Source organism: Microbacterium marinilacus (genome assembly GCF_019753765.1).
Lineage (GTDB): Bacteria > Actinomycetota > Actinomycetes > Actinomycetales > Microbacteriaceae > Microbacterium > Microbacterium marinilacus.
In genome coordinates this window covers 373953-398726 of record NZ_JAIJZW010000003.1, presented here as the reverse complement: position 1 = coordinate 398726, position 24774 = coordinate 373953, and the positions used below count along the sequence as shown (strand labels likewise).

Here is a 24774-nt window from a genome sequence, read left to right as displayed (position 1 = left end):
ATCCGGGTGCCGACCGGGGTCGGTTGCTGGGAAGTCTCACCCCGTCCCCCGCCGAGGGGCCACGGTCCTTCCGCCGGGTGGGAGGCCGTGACCGTCCGTCGTCAGGGCCGGGTGCGGCCCAGCCAGCGGTAGGCGTTCTCGGACGCGACCTGGCCCCACTCGTCGTCCGTGAGGCCCGAGCTGCGCAGGGTGCGAGCGATCGGGTCCTCTCGCAGCATCGCGGGGAAGTCCGACCCGACGAGCAGGCGGTCGGCGCCCAGCAGGTCGACGAGGTACCGGATGGCGCGACGGTCGAACACCATGGAGTCGTAGTAGAAGCGCCGCGCGTAGTCGAGCGGCGAGGGCCCGTCGTCGGGCATCACCGCCCGCTCCAGGTCGCGGGGCTCCTCGTTCCAGGCGCCGCTCCAGAAGTAGTTGGCGCGCGGCAGCGACATCGCGAAACCGCCGGCCGCGTGGCTGAACGACACGCGCAGGTCGGGGCACGCCTCCGCCGTCCCGCCCAGGATGAGCGATGCGGCCGAGTACATCCCCTCGATGCCGACGACGTACGTCCCCATCGCGCTCATCGGCAGCCGGTCGCTCGGGGAGGGCATCGCGTGGACGAAGACCGACAGCCCGAGCCGCTCGACCTCTTGGAAGAACGGCAGGAACGCGGGGTCGCCGATGGACCTGCCGAGGATGTTCGAGGCGATCTCGACGCCCGCGAGACCCCGGTCCGCGATCGCCGCGAGCTCGCCCGCAGCGGCATCCGGGTCCTGCATCGGCACCATGCCGAGGCCGATCAGCCGCTCGGGGTCGTAGGCGCACAGCTCGGCGGCGAAGTCGTTGACGTGCTGCGCGAGCGCGAGGCCGTCACCCGCGGGGAGGTCGTAGCGCAGGAGCGGCGGCATGGGGCTGACGACCTCCGCCGACGCCCCCGACGCGTCCTGCGCCTCGATGCGCTTCTCGGCCTCGAAGAACACCTGCTTGGCGGGGAAGCGCGTCTGGCCGAAGACCAGCAGCAGGTCGTCCCCGCCGTCGATCGGCTCCATCGCCGGAAAGCACTCGGGCGCGCCCTCCGGGTATCCGCGGGGCAGGAAGTGGGCGTGGGCGTCGACGATCACGGTGATCTCCGTTCGGGTCGGGCGGCGCTCTGGCGCCTCGGTCTCGGTGCTCGGTCAGGCGGCGGGATGGACGGAGACGTGCAGGGCCGACTGGTCGTCGGTCTCGCCCGCGAGCGTCTCGATCGCGAGGCCCACGTCGTCCAGGCCGAACGTGTGGGTGTGCAGCCGCTCGAAGGGGAACCGGCCCGACTCGAGGAGCTCGATGGCCTTCTTGTTCGCGGCCGCGTCGACGCCGAACGCCCCCTTCACCGTGAGGGCGCGGTTGACGATCAGGTCGGTCGCGACGGGGATGTCGCGGTGCCCCTTGAGCCCGGCGAGCACGACGCGACCGCCGTGCCGCACCGACTTCAGCGCGTCCGTCACCGGGCCCGCCGCCATCGGGGTGAGGTCGAGAGCGAGGTCCGCCATCCGCCCCCCGGTGATCTCCGCGACGGCGTCCACGATGTCGGTGCCGCCGTCTCCGTCGACGACGACGGTGTGGTCGGCGCCGAACTCGCGGGCGAGCGCCAGCTTGTGGGCGTCCCGCTCCAGGCCGGTGATGATGACGTTCGACGCGCCGACCGACTTCGCCGCGATGACCGCGGCGATGCCGCGCTGGCCCGCCCCCAGTACCACGACGGTGTCCCCCAGCCCGGCCTCGCCGAGGTCGACGGCCCAGCGCACGCCGGCACCGAGCGGGTTGTACATCGCCGCGACCTCGACGGGCAGGTCGCGCGAGATCTTGTGCATGACGGTGTTCGGCGACAGGTAGAGGTACTCGGCGAAGCCGCCCCACAGGCTCGGGTCGACGTCGATGCCGGTGACACCGTGGCCGTACTTGCGGAACCGGCAGGCCTGGTAGCGGCCCATCAGGCAGTCCTCGCACGACCGGCACGGCACGATGACCTCGAGGGCCACGCGGTCGCCGACCTGCACGCCCCAGCGCTCGGCGGCGCGCTCGCCGATCTCCTCGATGATCCCCATCGGCTCATGGCCGGGGATGAACGGGTTGGGGTTCATCCCCATGTGCCCGCGGTAGATCTCCACGTCGCTGCCGCAGATGCCGTTCGCCTCGACGCGCAGCAGCCCGTCGTCCGGCCCCACCGTGGGGCGGGGGAACTCCCGCATCTCGATCTGTCGGGGGCCGGTCTGCACGGCCGCTCGCACCATCTCGGTCATGGGTCCATCCGTTCTGTCGTGTGAACGAGGGGCTCGGCCGCGCCCGACCAGTCGGCGAAGTACCGCACGACCATCGAGATGCCGGCGTTGCGCGCCCCGGCGACCGCGATGAGCATGCTCTGCGCGGGGTCGGCCGCCAGCGGCGGGAGCGTGGGCTGGAAGACATCGGGATCGCCGTCCGTGCCCGGGAAGCGCACTCCCCCGTCCGCGTGGTCCTTGCCCGCGGCCGCGAGCTGCGCGGTCGTGCGGCCCGAGCGCTCGGCGAGCCAGCGGGCGACGTCCGCGCGGCCGTAGCCGGCGTTCGCCAGCAGCTGGGCGTGCTCGGGGCACAGCACCAGGCCCGCCATCGCGTGCTGGAAGATCCACGCGCCGGAGCGGCCGATCGTGTCGGCGAAGTCGCCCAGCAGCTGCTCGGGATCGCTCGTGTGCCGGTTGTCCACGTACTCGCTCGTGCGCAGCAGCGTCGTCGTGACCGCGTTTCCGGGCGTGCCCAGCTCCTCGGCCAGCGGCGCCCACGGGCTCTCCTCCTCGTTCTCGCCGAAGCAGATCGCCCAGCGCCCCGGGAGGCCCTGGGTGGCCTGCTCCAGCTCGTGCGGGCGCACGCCGAAGGCGTTGCGGACGATGAGCCCGATCGCCCGCGGGACCGTGGCGTTGGCGCGGAAGCCGGGACCGAAGACACCCCCGGCGCTGTTGAAGCCGAGCTCGTGCCGGATCGGCCCGTTGACGACGATGAGCGGCGCGGGGCCGCTCGTCGACTGCCACGCGCCGCCCTTCGCCGCGCGCTCGCGCATCAGGGCGCGCCACGCCGCCAGCACGACCGGCAGGTGCTCGGGGAGACACCCCGCGAGGGCCGCGTTGATGGCCGCCGTCCGCACCGTCACCGAGCGGCCGGTCTGCGGCATCTCGCCGATCACCGCGTCGGGGTCGTCCTCCGTCGCCGCCAGGAAGCGCTCGAGCAGCGACTCGCTCACCGGCACCAGCGGCAGCCCGTCGGACCAGCCCTGCGCGTAGGCGTACTCGATGGCCTCCTGTGCGACGTCCGGATCGGGGCCCGTCACGAGGCGTCCGCCCCGGTGAGGGTGCGCACGATCTCGGGCAGCAGCCGGCGGGCGCGCTCGCGCACCTGCTCGGGTTCGAGGACGGCCACCGGATGCTCCGTGGTGATCCATTCGTAGTCGGGGTCGCCCTGCACGCCGGCCATGGTGCGGCCCGTCGTGGTGAACGCGTCGGTCAGCACCACGGCCGCGGGCACGCCCGCGCGCTCGAAGTTGATGCCGTCCGCGACCGCTGCCGCGCTGCACGAGCCGCAGTCGCCGACGCCCGTGATGACCACGTCGGCGGCGTCGCGGTAGCGCGACACGATCTCGTCGTCCACCGGGATGGAGAAGCTGCGCTTGGTCTCGACGATGCTCACCTCGGCCGCGCCCTGCTCCTCGACGAGCAGCCGGCCCACCTCCTGCAGGAACAGCATGGCGTTGTGCTTGGTGTTGTCGAGCAGGCCGACGCGCGCGCCCTGCAAGGGGCGGCGGGCCGCCAGCCCTCCGTCCGTCTTCGCCTTCGCGTCCGCCTGGCCGGTCGGATCGAGCATGGGGTTCGGCATCGCGGCTCTCCTTCGCCTCAGTCGTCGTGCAGGATCACGGAGCGGATGTTCTTGCCCGCGTGCAGGTCGTCGTACGCGTCGTTGACCTGGTCGAGCGAGTACGTGTTGGTGATGAGCTCCTTGATCTTCAGGTCGCCCCGCCGGTAGAGCCCCAGCAGCTTGGGGATGTCGTACAGCGGGTTGCAGTCGCCGAACAGCGCGCCGCGGATCTGCCGCTGGTAGCTGATCAGCAGGCCCGCGTGCACGTGCACCGCCTTCTCGAGCAGGTGGCCCACCGCGGTGATCGTGGTCTTACCGCCCTTGCCCGTCATCAGCACGGCGCGGTTGACCATCTCCTCCGTCACCGCGTCGGGCGTCATGATCGCGTGGTCGGCGAGCTGGCCCCAGGTCTCGGCGACGACGAAGTCGTGCGCCTCCTGGGCGTCGGCGAACGCGTGCGTCGCGCCGAGGGAGAGGGCGTTCTCGCGCTTGAACTCCACCGGGTCGACCACGACCACGTTCTTGGCGCCCGCGTAGCGCGCGCCCTGCACCGCGTTGCTGCCGACGCCGCCCGCGCCGAAGACCACCACGGTGTCGCCCGCCTTGACGCCGGCCGCGTACACGGCCGAGCCCCATCCGGTCGGCACGCCGCACCCGACGAGGCAGGCGACCTCGAACGGGATGTCGTCGGCGAGCGGCACGACGGCCCACTCCGAGACGACCGCATACTGCGAGAACGTGCCGAGCGAGCAGAACCCGCCGTAGTCCTCGCCGTCCTTATGGAAGCGGAACGTGCCGTCGAGGAACATGCCGGTGCCGGCGTTCAGCCCCTTGACGCACATGTTCTGGTGCCCCAGCGAGCACGGCCGGCACGCTCCGCACGCGGGGATGTACGAGCAGACGACCCGGTCGCCCGGCTTGACCCGGGTGACGTTGGGCCCGACCGACTCGACGACGCCCGCGCCCTCGTGCCCGCCGACCGCGGGCATCCGCACGGGGGCGTCGCCGTGCGTGATGTGGTCGTCGGAGTGGCAGAGCCCCGAGGCGGCGAACTTGATGCGGACCTCGTGCTCCTTCGGGTCGTCGAGCTGCAGCTCCGTCAGCGTCCACCCCTCGTGGGGGGCGTGGGCGACGGCCGCGCGGGTGGTGATGGTTGCCATGTCGAGCTCCTGTCCTGTCCTGTCGATCCGCGATGAGCCCTCAGAAGCGGGGCAGGGGTGCCTCGCGCATGGAGACCGTCTTGACCTGCGTCCAGTCGAGGACCGAGTCGGCGCCCATCGTGCGTCCGAAGCCGCTGTTCTTGTAGCCGCCGAACGGGCCGCCGATCACGCCGGCGCCGAGCGAGCTGTTGACCGCGACCTGACCCGCCTGCAGCGCGCGGCTCATCCGCACCGCGGTGCCGACGCTCTGCGTCCACACCGACGCGACCAGGCCATAGTCCACGCCGTTGGCGACCGCGATGGCCTCGGCCTCGTCGTCGACAGTGATGACCGACAGCACCGGCCCGAAGATCTCCTCCTGCGCGATGCGCATGTCGGGCGAGACGCCGTCGAACAGCGTCGGCTCGACGAAGAACCCCTTCTCGAAGTCGGGGCCCTTCGGTCGCGACCCTCCGGTCACGAGCGTGGCGCCCTGCTCGGTGCCGACCTCGATGTAGTCGGTCACGCGGCTGTGCTGCTTCTCGTTGATCAGCGGGCCCATGTTGACGGGCTGATGCCACGGCCCGACGGTGACCTTCTGCATCTGCGTGGCGAGCCGCTCGACCACCTCGTCGTGCACGCTGCGCAGCACGACGACGCGGGACCCAGCCGCGCAGATCTGGCCCGTGTTGAGCGTGATGCCCATCGCGATGGCGGGGATGGCGGTGTCGAGGTCGGCGTCCGGGAAGATGACCTGCGGCGACTTGCCGCCCAGCTCGAGGTGCAGCGGCGTGAGGTGCCGCGAGCAGGCCTCCATGATCAGGCGGCCCGTCTGCGGCGAGCCGGTGAAGCCGATGCGCCGGATGCGGGGATGGTCGGGGATCGCGGCCCCGGCCTCCGAGCCGTAGCCCGTGACGACGTTGATGACGCCCGCCGGGATGCCGGCCTCGATCGAGAGCTTCGCGAGCGCGAGCGGGGTGAGCGGCGCGTCCTCGGCGGGCTTGATGACGATGGTGTTGCCGGCGGCGATCGCCGCCCCGACCTCGGTCACGAACATGGGGCCGGGGGCGTTCCACGGGATGATCGCGCCGACCACGCCGTAGGGCTCGCGCAGCGTGTAGCCGACGGTGTCGGGCGAGTAGGTCGGCAGGGACACTCCCTGCACCTTGTCGGCCTGCCCCGCGATGAAGCGCAGCTGTCCGGCCATGGGCGGCGGGCCCCAGCTGGGCCGGCCGACCTCCTGCGACTCGAGGCCGTCGAGCTGCGAGGAGTGGCGCTCGATCAGGTCGGCCCAGCGGAACAGCAGGCCCGCGCGAGCCGTGGCGTTCAGGTCGCGCCAGGCGGGGAACGCGGCCTCCGCGGCGCGGACCGCCTGGTCGACGTCCTCGGCGTCGCTCTGCGGCACGCGGGCGAGCAGCTCGAGGTTGGCGGGGTTGATCACGTCGATCGTGCGGCCGGTGTGGGAGGGCACCCACTCGCCGCCGATGAGCTGGGCCCCGTCGACGACCAGCGACGGCGCCACGGCGGGGGAATCGAGGGTGTCGGTCATGACATCGTCCTGTCTCTCGTTGTCTGTCTGTTCTGGTGCGCCGGTCTCGTCGGCCGGCATCGTGGGCCGGCGTCGTCCGGTCAGTGCTCGAGCAGGATCACGCCGCGGATGTTCTTGCCGTCGAGCATGTCCTGGTACCCCTGGTTGACGTCCTCCAGGCGGTAGGTGCGGGTGACGAGCTCGTCGAGCTTCAGGCGACCCGACCTGTAGAGGCTCAGCAGGCGCGGCACGTCGTACAGCGGGTTGCAGCCGCCGAAGATGGCCCCCTGGATGCGCCGCTGGTAGCCGATCAGCATGCCGGGGTTCTCGTCGATCCAGCCGTTGCCGACGGCGGTGATCGTCACCTGACCGGTCTTGCCGACGGCGCCTATCGCGTGGTGGATCACCTCGTCGTGCAGCACGCCGACCGTGATGATCGCGTGGTCCGCGAGCTCGCCCCACGTCGACTGCACGATGAACTCGTGCGCCTCCTCGGCCGTGGCGAACGTGTGGGTCGCGCCGAAGACCTCCGCCATCTCGCGCTTGAACTCGACGGGGTCGACGACGATCACGCGCTCCGCTCCGGCGAGCGCCGCGCCCTGGACCGCGTTGCTGCCGACTCCGCCCGACCCGTAGACGACGACCGTCTGGCCCGCCCGCACCCCGGCCGCGTGGACCGCCGACCCCCACCCGGTCGGCACGCCGCAGCCGACGAGGCAGGCGACCTCGAACGGGATGTCTTCGGGGATCGGGATGACCGAGAACTCCGACACCACCGTGTACTGCGAGAACGTGCCGAGCACGCACAGGCCGCCGAAGTCCTCGCCGTCCTGGTGGAAGCGGAAGGTGCCGTCGGGGAACTCGCCGGTCGCGGCGTTCTTGCCCTCGTCGCACAGGTTCTGGCGGCCGGTGGAGCAGTAGCGGCACTTGCCGCACGCGGGGATGAACGAGAACACCACGTGGTCGCCCACCTTGGTGCGGGTGACGCCGGGACCGACCGCGTCGACGATGCCGGCGCCCTCGTGACCGCCGACGACGGGCATCCTCATGGGCGCGTCGCCCTTCTGGATGTGGTCGTCCGAGTGACACATGCCGGCGGCGATCATCTTGACGCGCACCTCGTTCGCCTTCGGCGGGTCGAGCTGCAGGTCGGTGATCTCCCACGGCTCGCCCGGGGTGCGGCACACGGCCGCGCGCACCGTCATCGGCCGGGCCTGCGCGGCGGACGTGCTGGGGGCGTCTGCGGTGATGCTCATGTCTCCTCTTTCCCGCTGGGGGCGGAGCACGGGGCGGACGTCGTCGTCCGGGAGCCCGCGCCGTCGCGTGCTGATCCCACGGTGGATCGTGCCGCTCGGGGCTCACACGGGTCTTCTGCCTCCCGGAAGACAAGTTGGGCGGCCCCGCACCGGCACGGTCGGATGCCCTCATGAGAGAACTGCGGGAGAGCGTCGTCGTCATCACGGGCGGATCGAGCGGCATCGGACGCGGCATCGCGCGGGCGTTCGCCGGGGCGGGCGCGACGGTGGTGGTGACCGGCCGGCGCCAGGAGCACCTGGACGAGACGCGCGACGAGTTCGCGGCCTCCGGACTGGAGGTCGACACGGCGCGCGTCGACGTCACGGACAGAGACGCGATGGCGAGCCTGGCCGACGACGTCGTCGCGCGGCACGGCCGCGTGGACGTGCTGATCAACAACGCCGGCATCGGGCTGACGGGCCCGGTCGCGACGGCGACGGGGGCCGACTGGGACTGGCTCATCGACGTCAACATCCGCGGCGTCGGGAACGGCATCCTCGCGTTCCTGCCGCACATCCGCTCGCACGGCGACGGCGGCCACATCGTCAACACCTCGTCGATGGGCGGTCTCGTCCCCATCGTGGCCGGCCTGTACTCGATGACGAAGGCGGCGATCATCGGGCTGAGCGAGGCGATGCACATCGAGCTCGCGCCCGACGGGATCGGCGTCTCGGTCTACTGCCCGGGGCCCGTGCACAGCAACATCGGCGCCGGCACCGCGGAACGGCCGTCGAAGTACGGCGAGTCCGGCTACCCGGCGCCCGACGTCTCGCGCCCGGGCCTCGACCGGCGCCAGCCGTACATGTCGGCGGAGGAGGCGGGCGAACGCGTGCTGCAGGGCGTGCTCCGGAACGACATGTTCATCCTGACCCACCCCGAGTTCAAGGAGGGACTGCAGGACCGCCACGCCGCCATCGAGCAGGCTTTCCCCGACGAGCCGATCGACGCCGAGCGCGCGGCGGCGATCCCGTTCCTCACGGCGTCGCCGTTCTACCTGCCCGAGAACCGCAACCCGTCGCCGACGCGTCCCCTCTCCGCGCGTTGAGCGAGCCGCCGGCGAGGGGCTTCGACTCCTCGCTGCGCTCGTCGCTCAACCGACAAAGGGGCGCGGCACCGCGCCCCCCACCGGCACCGCGCCCCTCCTCTGCTCGTTGAGCGAGCGAAGCGAGTCGAAACGCCTCCAGACGCCTCCGGCTCAGCCGGCGTGGACGTCGACGGGGTAGTTCATCTCGATGCGCTCGGCGTCGACGCCGATCATCGGCGAGAGCATGCGCTTCATGAGGTCCTTCGGCACCAGGCACTCGGCGCACGCGTCCGGGCCCGCGGTGATGGTCGCGACCGCGTCGTCGCCCGTGACCTCCAGCGAGAGGTGATAGTCGTCGGCCTCCAGCGACTGCTGCAGTGCCGCGAACTGCGCCTGATCCGTCGTCATGGTGGACTCCTTCGTTTCTGCCTGGCATGACGCTACGCCTGACCCGCGGCGCGGGGGCCGGGGCCTTCCGTTGCGCGGAAGCACGGACATCCCCTCGTCGAACCCGCATCCGTCCGCCGAACCGGCATCGGATCGCGCGCGGGGTCGCAGAGGACCTGCAGGCTCGGTCGCGAGGCGATCGGTCCGATCCGGCCCGGGCGTCCGCGCGCCTAGGGTCGATACGTGAATCGCACCGACCGTCTCTACGCGATCGTCGAGGAGCTGCGGGCCGTCGCGCCGCGTCCTCGAAGCGCCCGATGGCTCGCCGAGCGCTTCGAGGTGAGCTCCCGGACGATCGAGCGCGACCTGTCGGCGCTGCAGCAGGCCGGCGTGCCGATCTGGGCGGAGCCCGGCCGCACCGGCGGCTACTGTCTCGACAGATCGCACACCCTCGCACCGCTCGGCTTCACCGTCGACGAGGCGCTCGCCGTGATGATCGCGCTCGGCACGCTGTCCACCAGTCCGTTCCGCGACGCCGCCACCTCCGCCCTGCGCAAGGTGGTCGCCGTCACGGACGAGCGCAGCATGAGGGAGACCGCGCGTCTCGCCGACCGCATCCATCTGTTGGGCGATGCGACGACGCAGAAGGCGCCGCGCGAGCTGGCCGCCGCGCTGCGAACGGGACAGGTGCTGCGGATCGCCTACACCGACCGCGAGGGAAGCGCGACGCAGCGGGACGTCGAGCCGCTGGGTTTCGTCGGGAAGGGCGACGCCTGGTACCTGATCGCCTGGTGCCGCCTCCGCGACGGTCTTCGCGCGTTCCGCGGCGACCGGATCGTCCGGGTGACGCCCCTGGACGAACGACCGCCCCGGCGGACGCTCCGCGCGGAGGATCTCGGCATCGTCGAGGGTGAGCTGCGGGCCGTCGGCGCCGGCGCCGCCGTCGACGCGAAGTCGCCGTAAACACCGACAGGACGCTGTCGCCCGGCGGGTCGACGATGGTGACGTCGAGCCGAGCGGCCCGACGGAGAGGACACCATGGACTTCGCATCCATCCGCATCATCACCGAGGACGTCGACGGGCTCTGCCGGTTCTACGAGACGGTGACGGGAACGGTCGCCACGCGGCCAGCGCCGGTCTTCGCCGAGCTGCGGACCGAACACGGCACCCTGGCGATCGGCGACCCCGCGACGGTGGCGATGCTGGGCGAGCGCGCACCGCGGCCGGGCCGCAACGACTCGGTCGTCATCGAGTACCTCGTGGCGGACGTCGACGCGGAGTTCGCCCGGCTGCGGGACGTGCTCGACGACGTCGTGCTCGAGCCGACGACGATGCCGTGGGGCAACAGGTCGACCCTGTTCCGCGATCCGGACGGCAACCTCGTGAACCTCTTCTCCCGCCCAGCCGCGTGAGTCGCCGACCGCCGGGGGTCAGCGGGGGCGGGGTCCCGGCGCCTCGGCCCCGGCGAGCCCGCACGCTTTCGTCCACCCGGCAGCGGATCGCGTACCGGGTCGCAGAGAACCTGCGGGCTCGGTCGCGGGAGCGCCGGTCTCATCCGCCGATCCATCCCAGCTCGTACACGGCACGCAGCGCGAGGATCACGCCGATGATCCCGATGACCCACGCGGCGGTGGACTGTGCGTGCCTCGTGAGCCAGCGGTCGAGCTGGGACAGCGGCCGTTCGAGCGCGTCGCGGGCGAGCACCCGGCCGATCGTCAGGATCAGGGCGGGGAGGATCATGACGAGGCAGTATCCCGCGAGCAGCGCCGCGTCTCCGAGCGCGCCCGGGCCCTGCGTCGTGATGATGCCGACGGCCGCGAGATAGGGCACCATGGTCGCGATCTCGGTGGCCACCGCGGCGATCGCGAGTGCGACGACCGAGGCCGTGGTCCCCGCGGACGCCCTCTCGGAGCCCATCGCCTGCTCACGCCAGCGGGCGATGCGCCCCGTGCCCGCTGCCGCACGCTGCGCGGCGCGCTCACGCGCACGCCTGTCGTCCATCCGATGGCTCACGACCACCAGGGCGGCACCGACCACGAGCTGACCGACGAGGAAGCCGTCGGAACGCTTGACGCTGTCGAAGACGTCGAGCAGCGCGGATGCGCCCAGGAGGAGCGCCAGCCCGATCCCGAAGTACATGACGGTGACCGTGGCGAGGAAGAGCATCACGCGACCGAACCGGACACGCCCCGGCGCTATCAGCAGCCAGACGGGGACGAGCAGCGTGCCGAAGCTCGTCGAGTCCAGCAGCGCCAGCAGCACCAGCGACCCCAGCGATGTCAGGTCCATGTGCGGCCCCTTGCCTCGGTGTCGTCGAACTTCGTAACACGGTCGTGCTACGGAAGCACCGTAGCACGACCGTGTTACGGTGCTTCCGTGGCACAGACGTTCGACAGGCAGGCTCGCAAGGAGCAGCTCGCCGAGGCGGTCTGGCAGGTGATCCTGGACAAGGGCGTGGGGGCCGTCTCCATCCGCACCGTCGCGGATCAGGCGGGCGTCGTCGTCGGCTCGCTCCGCTACGTCTTCCCCACGCGCACCGAGCTCTTGAACTTCTCGGCCGAACTCATGGTCGCCCGCGCCACGGAACGCGCTCTCGCCACCCCGTGGGACGACGATCCGCAGGAGTACGCCTTCCAGGTCATCGCGCAGTTCCTGCCGCTGGAGCCCGAGAGCAGGGCGGAGCTCGAGGTCAACCTCGCGCTCGTCGGCGAGTCCGCGGCACAGCCCGCGCTGATCGACATCCGCAACCACGCCCACGAGCAGCTGCGCGCCGCATTCGTCCGACTCGTCCAGCTCCTCACGGGCTCCGCGGAGGGCGACGGCGAGACTCTCGCCTCCGCCCGGCGGCTTCACGCGCTCGTCGACGGCCTCGCGCTCCACCTTCTCCACACGGACCCCACGGATGCCCAGGGCGCCGAGTGGGCGCTCGTCCTCGTCCGGCAGGAGATCGCCCGCATCTCCGCAGAGGCGGAGCGGGCCGCCCGCCCGGCCCCGTGACTCGCCGACCGCCTGGGCTCAGCGGGAGCGGGGTCCCCGTGCTTCGGCCGCGGCGAGCCCGCACGCTTTCGTCCACCCGGTAGCGGATCGCGTGCCGGGTCGCAGAGAGCCTGCGGGCTCGGGCGCGGGAGCGGAACAGCCGAACGCCCGACGGGTCAGCGGGAGCGGATCACCGGGGCCAGCGCCCGCGGCGAGCGCGCACGCAACGCGCCCCACCACACGCCCGCGCCGTACGCGAGGTCGTCGAGGCGGCGGGCCACCGCGAACCGCACCGGGTCGAGCCGCGGCCTCAGCCGCGCGTACTCCACGACGGCGTCCGCGACCGCCGAGACGGCGACGATGCGCCGCACGCGCCGCGAGAACAGCGCGGCGACCGCGAACGCCGGCCACCAGTGCCGCACGGCGAGGGCGGATCCCTGGGCCGCCGCCGACGCGACGCCGTACGCGGTGAGCCGGGTCGCCAGCGCCGTCGGGCGGCCCATCTCCGGCAGCCGCCGGGCGATCCGCGCCGCGGCGAGACTCGAGATCGCGATGGCCACCGGCACCGACCAGCGCCGCTGCGCCGACAGCGCGAGCAGCACGCCGGCCGTCCACGGTGCCAGCACGGCGGGCGCCGCGAGACCCCCGTGGCGGCGGGCGAGCGTGGCCGCCCCCGTGCCGTAGACGAACTTCCGCGTCAGCCAGCTGCGCACGGTGCCGCGGTGCTCGTGGGCCGCGACGGCCGCGGGCTCGTACCGCACGCGCCAGCCCGCCTCCACGAGGCGCCAGACGAGGTCGACGTCCTCGGCCACGCGCATACCAGCGCCGAACCCGGCGCCGAGCGCCTCGACGCGCGCGAGCACGCACGTCGTCGACACCCACGCCATGGGCGAGTGCGGGCGCACGAGAGCGCCGTCCTCGCCGTGGTCGAGCGACGACCGGTCGCTCTCGTAGCGCAGCACCCAGCTGGGGCGGCCCGCCTCGAGCCCCGAGATGCGGGGAGCGACGAGGGCGAGCGCGGGGTCGGCGAAGTGCCGCAGCAGCAGACCGACCGTGCCCGGCCGCAGCACCGCGTCGGTGTCGACGAACAGCACGAAGCGCGTGCGCACCGCCCGAAGGCCGGCATTGCGGGCGTCGGCAGGCCCGCGGTTCTCGGGGAGCGTCAGCACCTCCGCGTCGTGCCGCGCGGCCGCCGCGCCGACCGCCGACGCGTCGGCGGGGGCGGATCCGTCGTCGACCACGATGATGCGGACGTCGCCCAGGTCGGCGCGCACGCTGTCGAGCAGGCGACCCAGCTGGCGGGAGCGCCCGTACGCCGGGACGACCACCGTCACCTCCCGCGGGTCGGCCGCCGGGAGCGTCCGGGGGTCGGGATCGGCGAGGCCCGCCTCGATCAGGTGGGCGGCGAGCGCCCGGCTCGCCGCGTCCCGCACCTCGATCCGCCGTCCACGGAGGAGCCCGCGCGCACCGGGCTTCAGCCGCGTGACGCGCGTGGGAGCTCCGCCGACCAGCACCGCGCCGCCGTCGGCCACGCGGGTGCGGCGGGCCAGGCGCACGACCGTGCCGTCCGGCAGCGCGCGCGACGGCTCGGTCCGGGGCGCATCCGTCCGAGGCGCGGCCGGCGCGCCGCTCAAGACACGTCCCCCGTGAGCCGGGCGAGCGCGGAATGGACAATGGCATCGAGCAGCCGGGCACCCTCCTCCGCCGAGGCGCCGGACGGGTCCCCGAGCACGCCGTTGGGCGACACTCCGCGCACGCCGTGCTCGCGAAGGCCCGGCAGGATCCGGGCGAGCGGCGCCGTCTCCCCCGCCTCGGCCGCGTCCCCGCGGACGAGCCCGGGCGCGAGGTGCAGCAGCAGCGAGGTCTCGGCCCTGCCTGCATGGGCGTCGGCGGGGAGACCGTCGGCGGGCGCGGCCGCGCAGGGCGCCCATGCCGCGTCGCGGCCCTCGTCCCTCAACCGCATGACGGCGTCGCGCACCGGTTCGACGTTGCCGCCGTGGCCGTTCACGATCACCAGCCGCGAGGCCCAGGCCGACGCCGACCTCCCGTACTCCAGCAGCAGCGTCGCGAGCGCGTCGCGGCCGATGGACACCGTGCCGGGGAAGCCCTCGTGCTCGCCGGACGAGCCGTAGGCGACCGCCGGCGCGACCAGCGTCGCCCCGCCGCGCTCGGCCAGCGCCGCGGCGACCCGCTCGGCCACCGCCACGGCGATGCGCGTGTCCGTGTCGAGCGGCAGGTGCGGCCCGTGCTGCTCCGTCGACCCGACCGGGAGCACGACCACGGGCGACGCCTCCCGCTCGGCGAGCTCCGGCCACGCGCGCTCCCCCAGGCTGCGTGCCCTCGGAGGGAGCGACGACGACGTCATGCCCCGAGTCTGTCAGCCGGGCGGCGTCGGGCGCACGCGCGACCGGCCGACCGCACGGATCACTCCGCGAGGCCGAGCAGCCTCGCGGCGTTGTCCCGCAGGATCCGCCGGCGCACGTCCTCGTCGAAGCCCAGCCCCTCGAAGTCGCGGAGCCACCGCTCCGCCGTCAGCACGGGGTAGTCGGTGCCGAAGAGCATCTTGTCCTTCAGCAGCGTGCGCGCGTACTGCACGAGGTTGGCGGGGAAGTACTTCGGCGACCAGCCCGACAGGTCGATGTGCACGTTGGGCTTGTGCAGCGCGACAGACAGCGCCTCGTCCTGCCAGGGGAACGACGGGTGGGCGAGCACGATCGGGATGTCGGGGAAGTCCACCGCCACGTCGTCGACCAGCATCGGGTTGCCGTACTTCAGCCGGATGCCCCCGCCGCCGCGGGTGCCCGCGCCGGCGCCCGTGTGGCCGCTGTGGAACAGCGCGATGATGCCCGTCTCGGCGATGGCCTCGTACACGGGGTAGACGGCGCGGTCGTCCGGCGAGAACTCCTGGGCGCTCGGGTGGAACTTCACACCGCGCGCGCCCTTCTCGGCGAGCCGGCGCACCTCGCGCGCGGCGCGGCGGCCGCCGTGCGGGTCGACGGTCGCGAACGGGATCACGACGTCCGAGTGCTCGGCGGCGAGCTCGATGATCTCGTCGCTCGTGACGCTCGGCTCCTCGCCGGTCTTCCATCCCGCGTCGATCGTGAACGCGACGCACATCATGTTCTGCGCGCGATACGTGTCGGCGAGGTCGTGCACCGTGGGGGTGCGCGCCTCGGTGCGGAAGTAGGCCGCCATGGCCTCGGCGTTGTCCTCCGCGGCGCCGGTGGTGCCGGTGCGCGCGGAGCGCTGGACGTGCGTGTGGAAGTCGATCGCGACGATGTCGTCGCCGAGCCGGCTCACCAGTTCTCCTGCATCACGCCGGGCGCCGCGGGCACCGACACCGCCATCGGCGTCAGCTCCAGCACCTCGTCCACCGTGAAGCCGGCAGCGATCTCCTTGAGCACGAAGCCCCCGTTCTCTCGATCCCATTGCAGCAGTGCGAGGTCGGTGACGACGGCGTCGACGCACGACGGCGCCGTGATCGGATACTCGGCGCGCTCGACGAGCTTGAGCCTGCCCTTGCTGTCGACGTGCTCCATCGTGACGATCACCGAACGCGCCCCGACGGCGAGGTCCATGGCCCCGCCGATGCCGCCGCCCGGGCGACCGGGCTGCGCCCAGTTCGCCAGGTCTCCCGCGGCGTCCACCTGATAGGCGCCCAGCACGACCGCGTCGAGGCGCTTGCCGCGGGCGATCTCGAACGAGGCGACCGAGTCGAAGAAGCTCGCTCCGGCCTCCAGGTCGATGAAGTTGCCGCCGGCGTCGTGCATGTCCGGGTCTGCGCTGTCCACCTCCACGAAGCGACCGTAGCCCAGGATGCCGTTCTCGGCGTGGAGCGTCACACCGCGGCCGTCGAGCCACTCGGTGATCTGGTTCGGCAGGCCGGCACCGAGGTTCACCAGTGCCCCGTCAGGCAGGAGCGCGGCCGCGCGACGGCCGATCTCGGCGCGGCTGAGCGCAGGCTTGCCGCCGTACTCGCGCCGCGAGTCGCCCCCGCGCTCGGCCTTGCGCGGCAGCTTGGCGGGGTCGACGCGCAGCGTCGAGAGGACCACGCGGGAGACCCACACGCCGGGCAGGTCGATGTCGTCGGGCTTCAGCTCGCCGACATCGACGATCTCCTCGACCTCGACGATCGCGATGCGCGCGGCCTTCGCGAAGCTGTCGTTGAAGTTGCGGCTGCCGCCACGGAACTGCAGGTTGCCGGCGCGGTCGGCCCGGTAGGCGCGCAGCAGGGCGTAGTCGGTCGTGATGCCCCGCTCGAGCACGTAGGACGACCCGTCGAAGTCGTCGACGGCCTTGCCCTCCGCGATCGCCGTGCCGACGCCGACCGGCGTGTAGAACGCCGGGATGCCGGCGCCGCCCGCGCGCATCCGTTCGACGAGGGTGCCCTGCGGCACGACCTCGAAGTCGATCTCGCCCGCGAGGATCTGCTCCTCCGCCGCGGTGACGGGCCCGGGGCGCGCGGAGAAGCTCGCGACGAGCCGCGAGATCTGGTGGTTCTCGGCGAGCACCTGCGCGGTCGGGTGCCCGGGCGAGCCGAGGCCGTTGCAGTAGACCGTGAGGCCCTTCGCCCCCTGGTCCCGCAGCGCCATGATGAGCGTCGACGGGAACGAGTGCGTGATCCCGAAGCCCGCGATCGCGATCGACGCGCCGTCGGGGATGTCGGCGACCGCGGCGGCGGCCGAGTCGAAGACCTTGTTCATCGCTTCTCCTTCGACGCCGGGGCGGACCCCGCGGCGCCCGTGTTCGCCTTCATCGCGAAGCCACCGCCGTCGACGGCGATCACCTGGCCCGAGATCCAGCGCGCCCTGTCGGTGAGCAGGAAGAACGCCGCGGAGGCGATGTCCCACACCGTGCCCTCGGTCTGCAGCGCCACGTTCTGGCGGCGCAGCTCGCGCTGCTCCTCGGTCATGCCGCGAGCGGCGAACGCGCCCCAGATCATGCCGACACGCACGCCGTTGACGCGGATGCCGCGGGGGGCGAGCGACGACGCGGCTCCGATCGTGAGCTTCTCGAGCGCGGTCTTCGCGATCGTGTACGGCATGGTCGGCCCGCGGCCCTCGGTCGCGCTCGACGAGATCGTGACGGCGGCGGAGCCCTCGCCGAGGTGACGCTGCGAGTACTTCAGGATGCGCCAGGCGGAGAGGAAGTTGAGGTTCAGGACGCGGTCGAACTCGTCGTCGTCGACGTCGAACGCGGGCACCGCGCCGCCTCCGCCGATGGAGTCGGCGACCAGGTCGAGCCGCCCGAAGCGGGAGACCGCGGCCTCGACGGCCGCCTCGACGGAGGCCGAGTCGGTCACGTCGACCGAGAACCATTCCGCCTCGCCGCCGGCGTCCCGGATGGCGGCGACCGCGCGCTCCCCCGCGGCCTGGTCGAGGTCGAGCACCGCGACGCTCGCCCCGGAGCGGGCGCAGAGCCAGGCGATCGAGAAGCCGACACCGCCGAGGGGCCCGCTCAGGCCGCCTCCGGCGACGAGGGCGACCCTGCCGTCGAGGCGCGGGGCGTCCGCTGAGGCGAGGGCGTCCGCGGTGGTCTGGGCGGCCCAGTCGTCGTGCGTGCTCAAGGTTCCTCCGTCTCGTCCCCGCGGCGCCGTCGACCCGGGGCTGACCCCAGGATGGGCCGGGGCGCGGGGGCGATCGGAGGGCTATTCCGTGACGTGGAAGCTGACTGTCCGGTCCGGGTCATCGGCCGGCGGCCCGCCGACGTGCCCTCAGGCCAGGACGAACCGGCGGACGCTGCGGACGTAGCGGCGCAGGATCTCGTCGGGCTGCCGCAGGAGCGTGCGCGCCTCGGGATCGCGCGCGAGCCGCGAGACGAGTCGCTGCGCCACCGCCAGGGCGCGCCTGTTGTAGCCGCCGATCGAGTGGTGCACGCCGACGTCGTGGATCGTGCCGTCCGTCAGCACGAGCCGGACGCGGCTCTCGTCGTCCTGCGGCGCCTCGACCTGCTGCGACAGGAAGGTGAGGACCGCATAGCCGAGCGTCGCGAGCGCGCCCGGCCAGGGCAGCCACGAGCCGGGCAGGCGCAGGTCGATGTCGGACAGGTCGTCCCAGCGGAACGCGGCGAGCTGCTCCTCGCCGCGTCTGTGGCTCACCCCCGAGGTCGTCAGGCGCAGGTGCAGCCCTTCGGGCGCGGCGATCGCCACGCCGTCGGGCACGGTGTGCAGCGGACCGTGTCTCACTCGTCCTCCTCCGTCGCGACGCCGTCCGGTCGCCGACGTCAGCAACCCTAGAGCGCGCCGGCCGGGGCCTTGTCCGGTGCGGCGTGCTCGTCCGTGGTGCGCGCGTTGGTGAGGGTGAGCGCGCCGATGCCCGAGAGGAGACCGACGGCGACGGCCAGGATGACGAAGATGAGCTGCTCCCCGTGGAAGAACGAGGCGGCGAGCGCGGGGCTCCAGGCTCCGTCCGGCAGGACGTTCGTGACGAGCACGGCGATGAGCGTCCCGACGACGGCGGTTCCGATGCTGCTGCCGACCTCTTGCGCGGTGTCGTTCATGGCGGCGCCCATCGAGGTGCGATTGTCGGGCATCGCCCCGATGAGCGCGACGGCGCAGATCGTCATGACGGTGCGCAGACCGATGGTCATCACGACCATGGCGATCGCGATCGCCACGTAGTCCGCCTCGACACCCCATGCCATCAGGCCGAGGCCGGCGGCCAGGAGTGCGGCGCCGGCGAGGCTCGCCATGCGGTGCCCGAGCTGGCGCACCAGCCATTCGGTGATCGGTGTGGCGAGGAGCATCGTGGCGATGATCGGCAACATGGCCAGCCCCGCCTGCAGGGGCGACCAGCCCCAGGCGTACTGGAAGTGGAGGATCAGCGCGAACATCACGCCGGCCATCGCGACCGAGGTGCCGATCTGCGCGATCGCTGCGCCGCGCACGGTGCCGCGGCGAAACAGCGTCAGATCCAGCATCGGCGACGCGGCACGTCGCTCGTGGAGGATGAAGAGGGCGAGCGACGCCGCGGCGCCGAGGGCGACGGCGACGGTGATCGGCGCGAGCCACCCGTTCTCGGCCCCGCTCGTGAGCGCGTAGCAGGCGAGCCCGATCGTGAGCACGCTGAGGGCCGCGCCCGGCAGGTCGAGGCGGTCCTTCGTGAGACCCTCGGCCGTGTCGGCCGGCACGCCGAAGTGGACTCCGGCTGCGGCGATGAGGGCGATCGGGGCGTTGACGATCAGCAGCCACTGCCACGGCAGGTGCGCGAGCATCGTGCCTCCGAGGAGCGGCCCCAGGACGAAGCCCGACATGCCGACGACCATCATCAGGGTGATCGCGCGCATGCGCAGCTTCTCATCGTCGAACAGTCGGAAGACGAGGGAGTTCGTGATGGGCGCCATCGCGGCGGCGGCGATGCCGAGGGCGGCGCGCAGCGCGATCAGCTCGCCCGTCGAGCTCACGAGCAGCACGGCGAGGCTGACGAGCCCGAACACGGCGAGACCGATCTGCAGCACTCGGCGACGCCCGAAGCGGTCGGCGATCGACCCGGCGGTCAGCAGCAGTCCTCCGAACGTGAGCGAGTACGCCCCGGTGATCCACTGGAGCGACGTCGTGTCTCCCCCGAGGTCACGGCCGATGGTGGGCAGCGCGATCGAGAGCAGCGTGTTGTCGACCATCTCGACGAAGAACGCCAGGCAGAGCGCGGCCAGCGGAACCCAGGCGGCTTTCAGCGATCGGTAGGCGTGCGAGGTGGCGGTGACGGGTGCGGCGCTCATGGGGATCCTCTTGTCGAGATCGTATCGAACACTGTTCGTTGTTCGAACGGCGTTCGATACGATAGAACAATGTTCGAGAACGCGCAATGGGCCCGCCGGCCCGCGGCACGGGTGTGGTGGGATGGAGCCGTGTCCACACCCCCGCCGTCGAGCAAGGCAGCGTCGTCAACGCGCGGACCGCGCACACGCTCCCGCGCCTCCCACTCCCTGGAATCCGTCCTGTCCGGAGCCGTGGAGATCCTCGACGAGTCCGGCGTCCCGGGCCTGACCATCCGCGCCCTCGCCACCCGCCTGGGCGGCGGGGCCGCCAGCGTGTACTGGTACGTCTCGGGGAGAGAGGAACTGCTCAACCTCGCCGCGGACTGGGTGCTCGGGGGCGTCCTCGAGGCGACGAAGGACGTCGGCGCCGGCGATCCGATCGATGACCTGCGCGACATCGCCGTGACGATGTTCGACGCGATCGTGGATCGACCGTGGCTGGGCGCGTATGCGATGCGCAACACCACGCTCCAGCCGCACTCCCTGCAGCTGTACGAGCGGATCGGCGAGCAGGTGATGCGCCTCGGCCTCACCCCGCGCCAGACCTTTCACGCGACGTCCGCCCTCGTCGGCTTCGTGATCGGCATCGCCGCCGACATGGGCCAGGAGCCTCCCGCCGTCGTCGTCTCGGGCGAGATGAGCAAGGACGAGTACCTGGCCGATGCCACCGCGCAGTGGCGGGCGCTCGACCCTACGCGGTTCCCCTACATCCACCACATCGTCGACGAGTTCGACGGACACGACGACCGAGACCAGTTCCTCGGCGGCCTCGACCTGCTCCTGTCCGGGCTGCGGCTGCAGGCGGACGCCGGATAGCGCCCGCGCGACTCGACGGATCGATCCGACCCGAGCGGCGGAGCGGAGCCCGCCGCGACGTCGATGTCAGCAACCCGGGTTGACAACGGGCGGACGAGCAACCTAGGTTGACAGGCATGGAGTCGTCCGAGGTCGCCGCGGTCGCCGCGGACACGACCGATCCGCGCGCGGGGCTGCGGGCCGTCTCGTCGCTGCGCCTGCTCGCCGACACCCTCGAGCTGCGCCAGGTCGAGGCCGCGCTGCGGGCCGGGATGACCTGGCAGGACGTCGCTGACGCCCTCGGCGTGACGAGGCAGGCCGCCCACAAGAAGCACTCGAAGCGGATCGATCCGCGCATCACCGTCCCCAGGAGGAGCACATGAGCACGTTCATCCGCATGGCGCAGACGAGTCAGTCCCTCTCGCTGGCGGCGATGGAGGAGGCCTCGCGGCAGGGGCTCCGCGAGGCCGACCTGGACCACCTGCTGCTGGCGCTCGTGCTGTCGGACCAGCCCGCGGGACGTGCGCTGCGCGGCCTCGGCATCGGCATCGACGACGCCCGGCGCGCGGTCCAGGAGCAGCACCGTGCTCAGCTCGCCTCGCTCGGGGTCCGCGCCGAGCTGCCCGAGCCGGGCGCGATCGTCTTCCACGAGACCGACGGCTACGAGTGGACCCGGCGGGCCTCCGACCTCATCGCGCGCGCCGGCGGCAGGGACCGCGACGGGAGCGCCGCGGCGGTGCTCCGAGAGCTCGTGGCCGAGCCCAGCGGGCTGATCTCCGACCTGCTGCGGCGCCTCGGCACCGACACGTCAGAGGTGCTCGCGGCACTCGACGGGATCGCGCCGGCGGCCGAGCCGCCGCGCCCCGCGGCACCGTCGGACGGCCGGGTCTCGCACTCCTCGGACACGTTCGTGCCCGCGCCCGCCTCGGAGGTGTGGGCGTACCTCGCCGACCCGGCGCACGTGCCCCTGTGGGACGCCGGCACCGGCTCGATCGACCTCCAGTCGGACGACCGCGACGCGGGCGACGCGCTCCGCGGCACGACCTGGAACGCGCACGCACCGACGACCCGCCCCGACGGCCGCCCCCTGCGCACGCGGAAGGGCTTCGGGCGACGCACCGTCGAGCTGGTCGAGAGCCGGGCTCCCGAGCGCGTCGTGTGGCGGCTCGGCTACCCGGACGCCCCGGCGAGCCGCCCGGTGTCGACCGCGTTCTCGCTCGCTCCCACCGAGGGCGGCACGCAGGTGACCGTCACCGTCTCGTGGACGCGGCGGTCGGGCTGGCGGGGGCTGCTCGGCATCGCACTGCGCCCCGTGCAGGGGTTCTTCGTCTGGATCGCGCTGTTCCAGATCGGCAGCTCGATCAGCCGCGCCTTCCGCTGACCGACGCGCCGACCGCTGAGTCCGCCCACCTCCTGACGGTCCATCGGTACATCGCCACTACAGTCGGCCCCGCACCTACGCCGCTGTCGCGCCGCTTATGGCGATCGTGGAGAAGATCCCTGTCACCACGACGATGATCGCGCCTGCGGCTGGTGCCCACCAGCTTTCCTTCCCCCGCAGCGACAGAGCGACGACCGTCAGCGTGGCGACGATGAAGGCGCCTACGCTCACCCACAGCTGGATCTGCGTCGCCCCGTAGACGACGTCGTATCGGCAAGAATCGCCGCATCCGGCAACGGCGAACGTCTGCATGAACACCCACCACGCGATGGCCGCTGAGACCAACGCCTGGATGATGAGGAATCCGACGGCCCTGGCGCGAGCTGCCGGATTCCTCCTGGGCAAACCGCCATGACGCGCACACGACCGCACCGCGGGCCCTGCCTCAGCCGCCCTGCGCCGTCGCGGCGGTCACCTCGTCGGGGTGCGTCTCGGCCGCGACCGGCTTCTGCGCCGTGCCCGCCCGCGGGCGACGCGGCCGGGTCGGGCGCGCCTGGCGCTCGTCGCCCTCGCCGAGCTTCAGGAAGAAGTCGGGCGGCGCGATGAAGTCGGCGCGGTCCAGCTCGTGGATCGACGCCTTCCCGAGCCCCAGCACCGCGGAGTCGAGCCCGCCGCGCAGCAGGTCGAGCACGTTCTCGACACCCGCCTGCCCGTTCGCCGCGAGCCCCCAGAGGTAGGCGCGGCCGATCATCACGGCCTTCGCGCCGAACGCGAGCGCCTTGGCGACGTCCGATCCGCGGCGCACGCCGCCGTCGAGGAGCACCTCGATCTGCGAGCCGACGGCGTCGGCGACGCCGGGCAGCACGCGGATCGTCGCGGGCGTGGTGTCGAGGTTGTTGCCGCCGTGGTTCGAGACCGAGATCGCGGTCACGCCCGCGTCCACCGCGCGCTTGGCGTCGTCGATGCGGGTCACCCCCTTGAGCATGAAGGGCCCGCCCCACTGCTCGCGCAGCCAGGCCACGTCCTCCCACGACGGCGGCGGCGTCGTCATCCACTCGTAGTACGCGCCGAAGAACGTGGGGGCCTCTCCCCCGGGCGGCTCGAGGTTCGGCGCGGACAGGTCGGGCACGCGCCCGGTGCGCAGGTAGTCGGCGAGCCAGGCGGGCCGCGTGAGCGCCTGCGGGGCGAACCGCATGGCCGCCTTCAGGGTGAGCTTCTCGGGGATCCAGGGGCTGCCCCAGTCGCGGCCGTTCGAGAACGACCAGTCCAGGGTGGCGATGAGGCCCTTCGCGCCCGCCGCACGGGCGCGCTCCATCCGCTGCACCATCGCGTCGCGCGACCCCGACCAGTACATCTGGAAGAACGTGTTCGGGTTGGCCTCGGCCACGTCCTCGACGGCCTTCGACGCGAACGAGCTGAGCCCCATGATCGTGCCGCGGTTGGCGGCCGCCCTCGCCACCGCCACCTCGCCCTCGGGGTGGACGGCCTGCACGCCGGTCGGCGAGATCAGCACGGGCATTGAGACGGGGATCCCCATCACGGTCGTGGACAGGTCGCGCTCGGGCTGATGGCCGGCCACGTGGGGCGCGAACCCGAGCCGCGCGAACGCGTCCTGATTCTGCTCGATCGTGACGCCCTTCTCGCTGCCCGCCACCAGGGCGCCGTACACGGACGGGGGCAGTCGCCGCTTCGCGCGGCGCTGCGCCTCGGCGACGGTCTCGAACCAGGCTCCAGCCATGATCGTGGTCCTTTCCGGGCGTCATCGCCCCACTGCTCAAGAGGTACGGCTCAAGGGGTACTGCTCAGAAGTGCTGCATCCCGGCGTCGATCGACAGGTGCTCCGCGGTGATGAATCGCGCGGCGTCCGAGGCGAGGAACGCCACGGCGTCGGCGATGTCCTCCGCCTCCATGGCCCAGACGGGCAGGAACGGCGTGCCCATGCCGTTGAGCGGAGGGTTGGTCTCGCCCGCCGTCGCGAGCGCCTGCTGCATGTCGCCCGAGCCCATCGGCGTGTTCACCGCGCCCGGGTGCACGCTGTTCACGCGGATGGAGTGCTTGCCGAGCTCCGCCGCGAACGCGCGGGTGAGGCCCACGACGGCGTGTTTGGACGCCGTGTAGTGCACCATGAACGGCTGCATCTTCTTGCCCGCGTACGAGCTCGTGAGGACGATGGATCCGCCCCCGCCCGCCACGAGGTGCGGGGCGCCCGCCATCACCGTGTTCCAGACGCCGGTGACGTTCGTGTCGATCGTCGCGGCGAACGTGGCGGGCGTGATCGCGTCCCACGCCTCGGGGATGCAGATGCCGGCGTTCGCGACGACGATGTCGAGCCGGCCGAGCGTCGCCACCCCCTCGTCCACCACCGCCTTCAGCCGGTCGTGGTCGCGCACGTCCGCCACGGTCGCCTCGATCCGCCGATCCAGCGCCTCGACGAGGCGCACGGTCTCGTCGAGTTCGGCCGGCGTCGGCGAGTCGTAGGGGACGTGGTCGATCGGCCCCGCGAGGTCGATCGCGATGATGTCTGCGCCCTCGCTCGCCAGCTTCACGGCGTGGGCTCTTCCCTGCCCTCGCGCCGCGCCGGTGATGAAGGCGACCTTGCCGTCGAGACTTCCCATGACTCCTCCTGCTCCATCGCAGTCGGGCGGCGGACAT

26 protein-coding genes are annotated in these 24774 nt (G+C 72.4%); 7 read left to right on the top strand and 19 right to left on the bottom strand.

The window, feature by feature from the left end:
• Positions 1-101: 101 nt before the first annotated feature.
• From K5S26_RS07560 to K5S26_RS07530, 7 genes are all read right to left on the bottom strand, one after another.
• Positions 102-1103, bottom strand: coding sequence for an amidohydrolase family protein (locus K5S26_RS07560; RefSeq protein WP_221857353.1), 1002 nt, complete (start codon positions 1101-1103; stop codon positions 102-104).
• Positions 1104-1157: 54 nt separating this feature from the next.
• Positions 1158-2261, bottom strand: a complete 1104-nt coding sequence (locus K5S26_RS07555; protein ID WP_221857352.1) for a zinc-dependent alcohol dehydrogenase — start codon at positions 2259-2261, stop codon at positions 1158-1160.
• The gene (locus K5S26_RS07550) at positions 2258-3319 is read right to left on the bottom strand and encodes a hypothetical protein (RefSeq protein ID WP_221857351.1); all 1062 of its coding nucleotides are present in this window, start codon (positions 3317-3319) and stop codon (positions 2258-2260) included. Before K5S26_RS07550 ends, K5S26_RS07555 begins: the two co-directional genes overlap by 4 nt.
• Positions 3316-3861, bottom strand: coding sequence for a UGSC family (seleno)protein (locus K5S26_RS07545; protein ID WP_221857350.1), 546 nt, complete (start codon positions 3859-3861; stop codon positions 3316-3318). Before K5S26_RS07545 ends, K5S26_RS07550 begins: the two co-directional genes overlap by 4 nt.
• Positions 3862-3878: 17 nt before the next feature.
• A complete protein-coding gene (locus tag K5S26_RS07540; protein WP_221857349.1) occupies positions 3879-5000 on the bottom strand; it encodes an NDMA-dependent alcohol dehydrogenase in 1122 nt (373 codons plus the stop codon).
• A 40-nt stretch (positions 5001-5040) separates the two neighbouring features.
• The gene (locus K5S26_RS07535; RefSeq protein WP_221857348.1) at positions 5041-6528 is read right to left on the bottom strand and encodes an aldehyde dehydrogenase family protein; all 1488 of its coding nucleotides are present in this window, start codon (positions 6526-6528) and stop codon (positions 5041-5043) included.
• An 80-nt stretch (positions 6529-6608) separates the two neighbouring features.
• Positions 6609-7763: an NDMA-dependent alcohol dehydrogenase gene (locus K5S26_RS07530; protein ID WP_221857347.1), complete on the bottom strand. Its 1155-nt coding sequence runs from the start codon at positions 7761-7763 to the stop codon at positions 6609-6611.
• A gap of 170 nt (positions 7764-7933) precedes the next feature.
• Between K5S26_RS07530 and K5S26_RS07525 the strand changes: the two genes are divergently transcribed.
• The gene (locus tag K5S26_RS07525; protein WP_221857346.1) at positions 7934-8848 is read left to right on the top strand and encodes an SDR family oxidoreductase; all 915 of its coding nucleotides are present in this window, start codon (positions 7934-7936) and stop codon (positions 8846-8848) included.
• 150 nt (positions 8849-8998) lie between these two features.
• Here K5S26_RS07525 and K5S26_RS07520 read toward each other — a convergent pair whose 3' ends face one another.
• Complete coding sequence (locus K5S26_RS07520; protein ID WP_221857345.1) at positions 8999-9235, bottom strand: hypothetical protein; 237 nt, start codon at positions 9233-9235, stop codon at positions 8999-9001.
• 222 nt (positions 9236-9457) lie between these two features.
• On the opposite strand from K5S26_RS07520, the gene K5S26_RS07515 reads away from it, so the two are divergent.
• Positions 9458-10177, top strand: coding sequence for a helix-turn-helix transcriptional regulator (locus K5S26_RS07515; RefSeq protein ID WP_221857344.1), 720 nt, complete (start codon positions 9458-9460; stop codon positions 10175-10177).
• A 75-nt stretch (positions 10178-10252) separates the two neighbouring features.
• Positions 10253-10627, top strand: a complete 375-nt coding sequence (locus K5S26_RS07510; protein ID WP_221857343.1) for a VOC family protein — start codon at positions 10253-10255, stop codon at positions 10625-10627.
• A 139-nt stretch (positions 10628-10766) separates the two neighbouring features.
• Here K5S26_RS07510 and K5S26_RS07505 read toward each other — a convergent pair whose 3' ends face one another.
• Positions 10767-11504, bottom strand: coding sequence for a GAP family protein (locus tag K5S26_RS07505; RefSeq protein ID WP_221857342.1), 738 nt, complete (start codon positions 11502-11504; stop codon positions 10767-10769).
• Positions 11505-11591: 87 nt separating this feature from the next.
• Here K5S26_RS07505 and K5S26_RS07500 point away from each other — a divergent pair, with 87 nt between their 5' ends.
• Positions 11592-12212, top strand: a complete 621-nt coding sequence (locus tag K5S26_RS07500; RefSeq protein WP_221857341.1) for a TetR/AcrR family transcriptional regulator — start codon at positions 11592-11594, stop codon at positions 12210-12212.
• Between the two features lie 155 nt (positions 12213-12367).
• Here K5S26_RS07500 and mftF read toward each other — a convergent pair whose 3' ends face one another.
• The 7 genes from mftF to K5S26_RS07465 all read right to left on the bottom strand — a co-directional run bounded on the left by mftF (position 12368) and on the right by K5S26_RS07465 (position 19907).
• The gene (gene mftF, locus K5S26_RS07495; protein ID WP_221857340.1) at positions 12368-13825 is read right to left on the bottom strand and encodes a mycofactocin biosynthesis glycosyltransferase MftF; all 1458 of its coding nucleotides are present in this window, start codon (positions 13823-13825) and stop codon (positions 12368-12370) included.
• Positions 13822-14556 carry a mycofactocin biosynthesis peptidyl-dipeptidase MftE gene (mftE, locus tag K5S26_RS07490; RefSeq protein WP_221857339.1) on the bottom strand — a complete coding sequence of 245 codons (735 nt, stop codon included), beginning with the start codon at positions 14554-14556 and terminating at the stop codon, positions 13822-13824. The genes mftF and mftE overlap by 4 nt, the downstream gene beginning before the upstream one ends.
• Positions 14557-14615: 59 nt before the next feature.
• Positions 14616-15491, bottom strand: a complete 876-nt coding sequence (locus K5S26_RS07485) for an amidohydrolase family protein (RefSeq protein WP_221857419.1) — start codon at positions 15489-15491, stop codon at positions 14616-14618.
• Entirely contained in the window at positions 15488-16894 is a 1407-nt protein-coding gene (locus K5S26_RS07480; protein ID WP_221857338.1) for a 3-oxoacid CoA-transferase, read from the bottom strand. The genes K5S26_RS07485 and K5S26_RS07480 overlap by 4 nt, the downstream gene beginning before the upstream one ends.
• Positions 16891-17757 (bottom strand): SDR family NAD(P)-dependent oxidoreductase, encoded by an 867-nt coding sequence (locus tag K5S26_RS07475; protein ID WP_221857337.1) that lies wholly within the window; start codon positions 17755-17757, stop codon positions 16891-16893. Before K5S26_RS07475 ends, K5S26_RS07480 begins: the two co-directional genes overlap by 4 nt.
• Before the next feature lie 147 nt (positions 17758-17904).
• Complete coding sequence (locus tag K5S26_RS07470) at positions 17905-18375, bottom strand: hypothetical protein (RefSeq protein WP_221857336.1); 471 nt, start codon at positions 18373-18375, stop codon at positions 17905-17907.
• Between the two features lie 47 nt (positions 18376-18422).
• Positions 18423-19907 (bottom strand): MFS transporter, encoded by a 1485-nt coding sequence (locus K5S26_RS07465; protein WP_221857335.1) that lies wholly within the window; start codon positions 19905-19907, stop codon positions 18423-18425.
• Positions 19908-20036: 129 nt separating this feature from the next.
• Between K5S26_RS07465 and K5S26_RS07460 the strand changes: the two genes are divergently transcribed.
• The 3 genes from K5S26_RS07460 (at position 20037) to K5S26_RS07450 (ending at position 22122) form a co-directional block, all read left to right on the top strand.
• Positions 20037-20762: a TetR/AcrR family transcriptional regulator gene (locus K5S26_RS07460; RefSeq protein WP_308122827.1), complete on the top strand. Its 726-nt coding sequence runs from the start codon at positions 20037-20039 to the stop codon at positions 20760-20762.
• Between the two features lie 116 nt (positions 20763-20878).
• Positions 20879-21124 (top strand): hypothetical protein, encoded by a 246-nt coding sequence (locus K5S26_RS07455; protein ID WP_221857333.1) that lies wholly within the window; start codon positions 20879-20881, stop codon positions 21122-21124.
• Positions 21121-22122 (top strand): SRPBCC family protein, encoded by a 1002-nt coding sequence (locus K5S26_RS07450; protein ID WP_221857332.1) that lies wholly within the window; start codon positions 21121-21123, stop codon positions 22120-22122. Before K5S26_RS07455 ends, K5S26_RS07450 begins: the two co-directional genes overlap by 4 nt.
• Positions 22123-22197: 75 nt before the next feature.
• Here K5S26_RS07450 and K5S26_RS07445 read toward each other — a convergent pair whose 3' ends face one another.
• The 3 genes from K5S26_RS07445 to K5S26_RS07435 form a co-directional block, all read right to left on the bottom strand.
• The gene (locus K5S26_RS07445) at positions 22198-22434 is read right to left on the bottom strand and encodes a hypothetical protein (protein ID WP_221857331.1); all 237 of its coding nucleotides are present in this window, start codon (positions 22432-22434) and stop codon (positions 22198-22200) included.
• 133 nt (positions 22435-22567) lie between these two features.
• Positions 22568-23860, bottom strand: a complete 1293-nt coding sequence (gene mftD / locus K5S26_RS07440; RefSeq protein WP_221857330.1) for a pre-mycofactocin synthase MftD — start codon at positions 23858-23860, stop codon at positions 22568-22570.
• 64 nt (positions 23861-23924) lie between these two features.
• Positions 23925-24737 carry a mycofactocin-coupled SDR family oxidoreductase gene (locus K5S26_RS07435; RefSeq protein WP_221857329.1) on the bottom strand — a complete coding sequence of 271 codons (813 nt, stop codon included), beginning with the start codon at positions 24735-24737 and terminating at the stop codon, positions 23925-23927.
• Positions 24738-24774 lie beyond the last annotated feature (37 nt).

Bases quoted from the DNA above. Each gene is read 5' to 3' on its own strand.
- K5S26_RS07555 (WP_221857352.1), bottom strand. From the start codon at position 2,261: ATGACCGAGATGGTGCGAGCGGCCGTGCAGACCGGCCCCCGACAGATC.
- K5S26_RS07545 (WP_221857350.1), bottom strand. From the start codon at position 3,861: ATGCCGAACCCCATGCTCGATCCGACCGGCCAGGCGGACGCGAAGGCG.
- K5S26_RS07540 (WP_221857349.1), bottom strand. From the start codon at position 5,000: ATGGCAACCATCACCACCCGCGCGGCCGTCGCCCACGCCCCCCACGAG.
- K5S26_RS07535 (WP_221857348.1), bottom strand. From the start codon at position 6,528: ATGACCGACACCCTCGATTCCCCCGCCGTGGCGCCGTCGCTGGTCGTC.
- K5S26_RS07530 (WP_221857347.1), bottom strand. From the start codon at position 7,763: ATGAGCATCACCGCAGACGCCCCCAGCACGTCCGCCGCGCAGGCCCGG.
- K5S26_RS07525 (WP_221857346.1), top strand. From the start codon at position 7,934: ATGAGAGAACTGCGGGAGAGCGTCGTCGTCATCACGGGCGGATCGAGC.
- K5S26_RS07520 (WP_221857345.1), bottom strand. From the start codon at position 9,235: ATGACGACGGATCAGGCGCAGTTCGCGGCACTGCAGCAGTCGCTGGAG.
- K5S26_RS07510 (WP_221857343.1), top strand. From the start codon at position 10,253: ATGGACTTCGCATCCATCCGCATCATCACCGAGGACGTCGACGGGCTC.
- K5S26_RS07505 (WP_221857342.1), bottom strand. From the start codon at position 11,504: ATGGACCTGACATCGCTGGGGTCGCTGGTGCTGCTGGCGCTGCTGGAC.
- mftE (WP_221857339.1), bottom strand. From the start codon at position 14,556: ATGACGTCGTCGTCGCTCCCTCCGAGGGCACGCAGCCTGGGGGAGCGC.
- K5S26_RS07480 (WP_221857338.1), bottom strand. From the start codon at position 16,894: ATGAACAAGGTCTTCGACTCGGCCGCCGCCGCGGTCGCCGACATCCCC.
- K5S26_RS07465 (WP_221857335.1), bottom strand. From the start codon at position 19,907: ATGAGCGCCGCACCCGTCACCGCCACCTCGCACGCCTACCGATCGCTG.
- K5S26_RS07455 (WP_221857333.1), top strand. From the start codon at position 20,879: ATGGAGTCGTCCGAGGTCGCCGCGGTCGCCGCGGACACGACCGATCCG.
- K5S26_RS07450 (WP_221857332.1), top strand. From the start codon at position 21,121: ATGAGCACGTTCATCCGCATGGCGCAGACGAGTCAGTCCCTCTCGCTG.
- K5S26_RS07445 (WP_221857331.1), bottom strand. From the start codon at position 22,434: ATGCAGACGTTCGCCGTTGCCGGATGCGGCGATTCTTGCCGATACGAC.
- mftD (WP_221857330.1), bottom strand. From the start codon at position 23,860: ATGGCTGGAGCCTGGTTCGAGACCGTCGCCGAGGCGCAGCGCCGCGCG.
- K5S26_RS07435 (WP_221857329.1), bottom strand. From the start codon at position 24,737: ATGGGAAGTCTCGACGGCAAGGTCGCCTTCATCACCGGCGCGGCGCGA.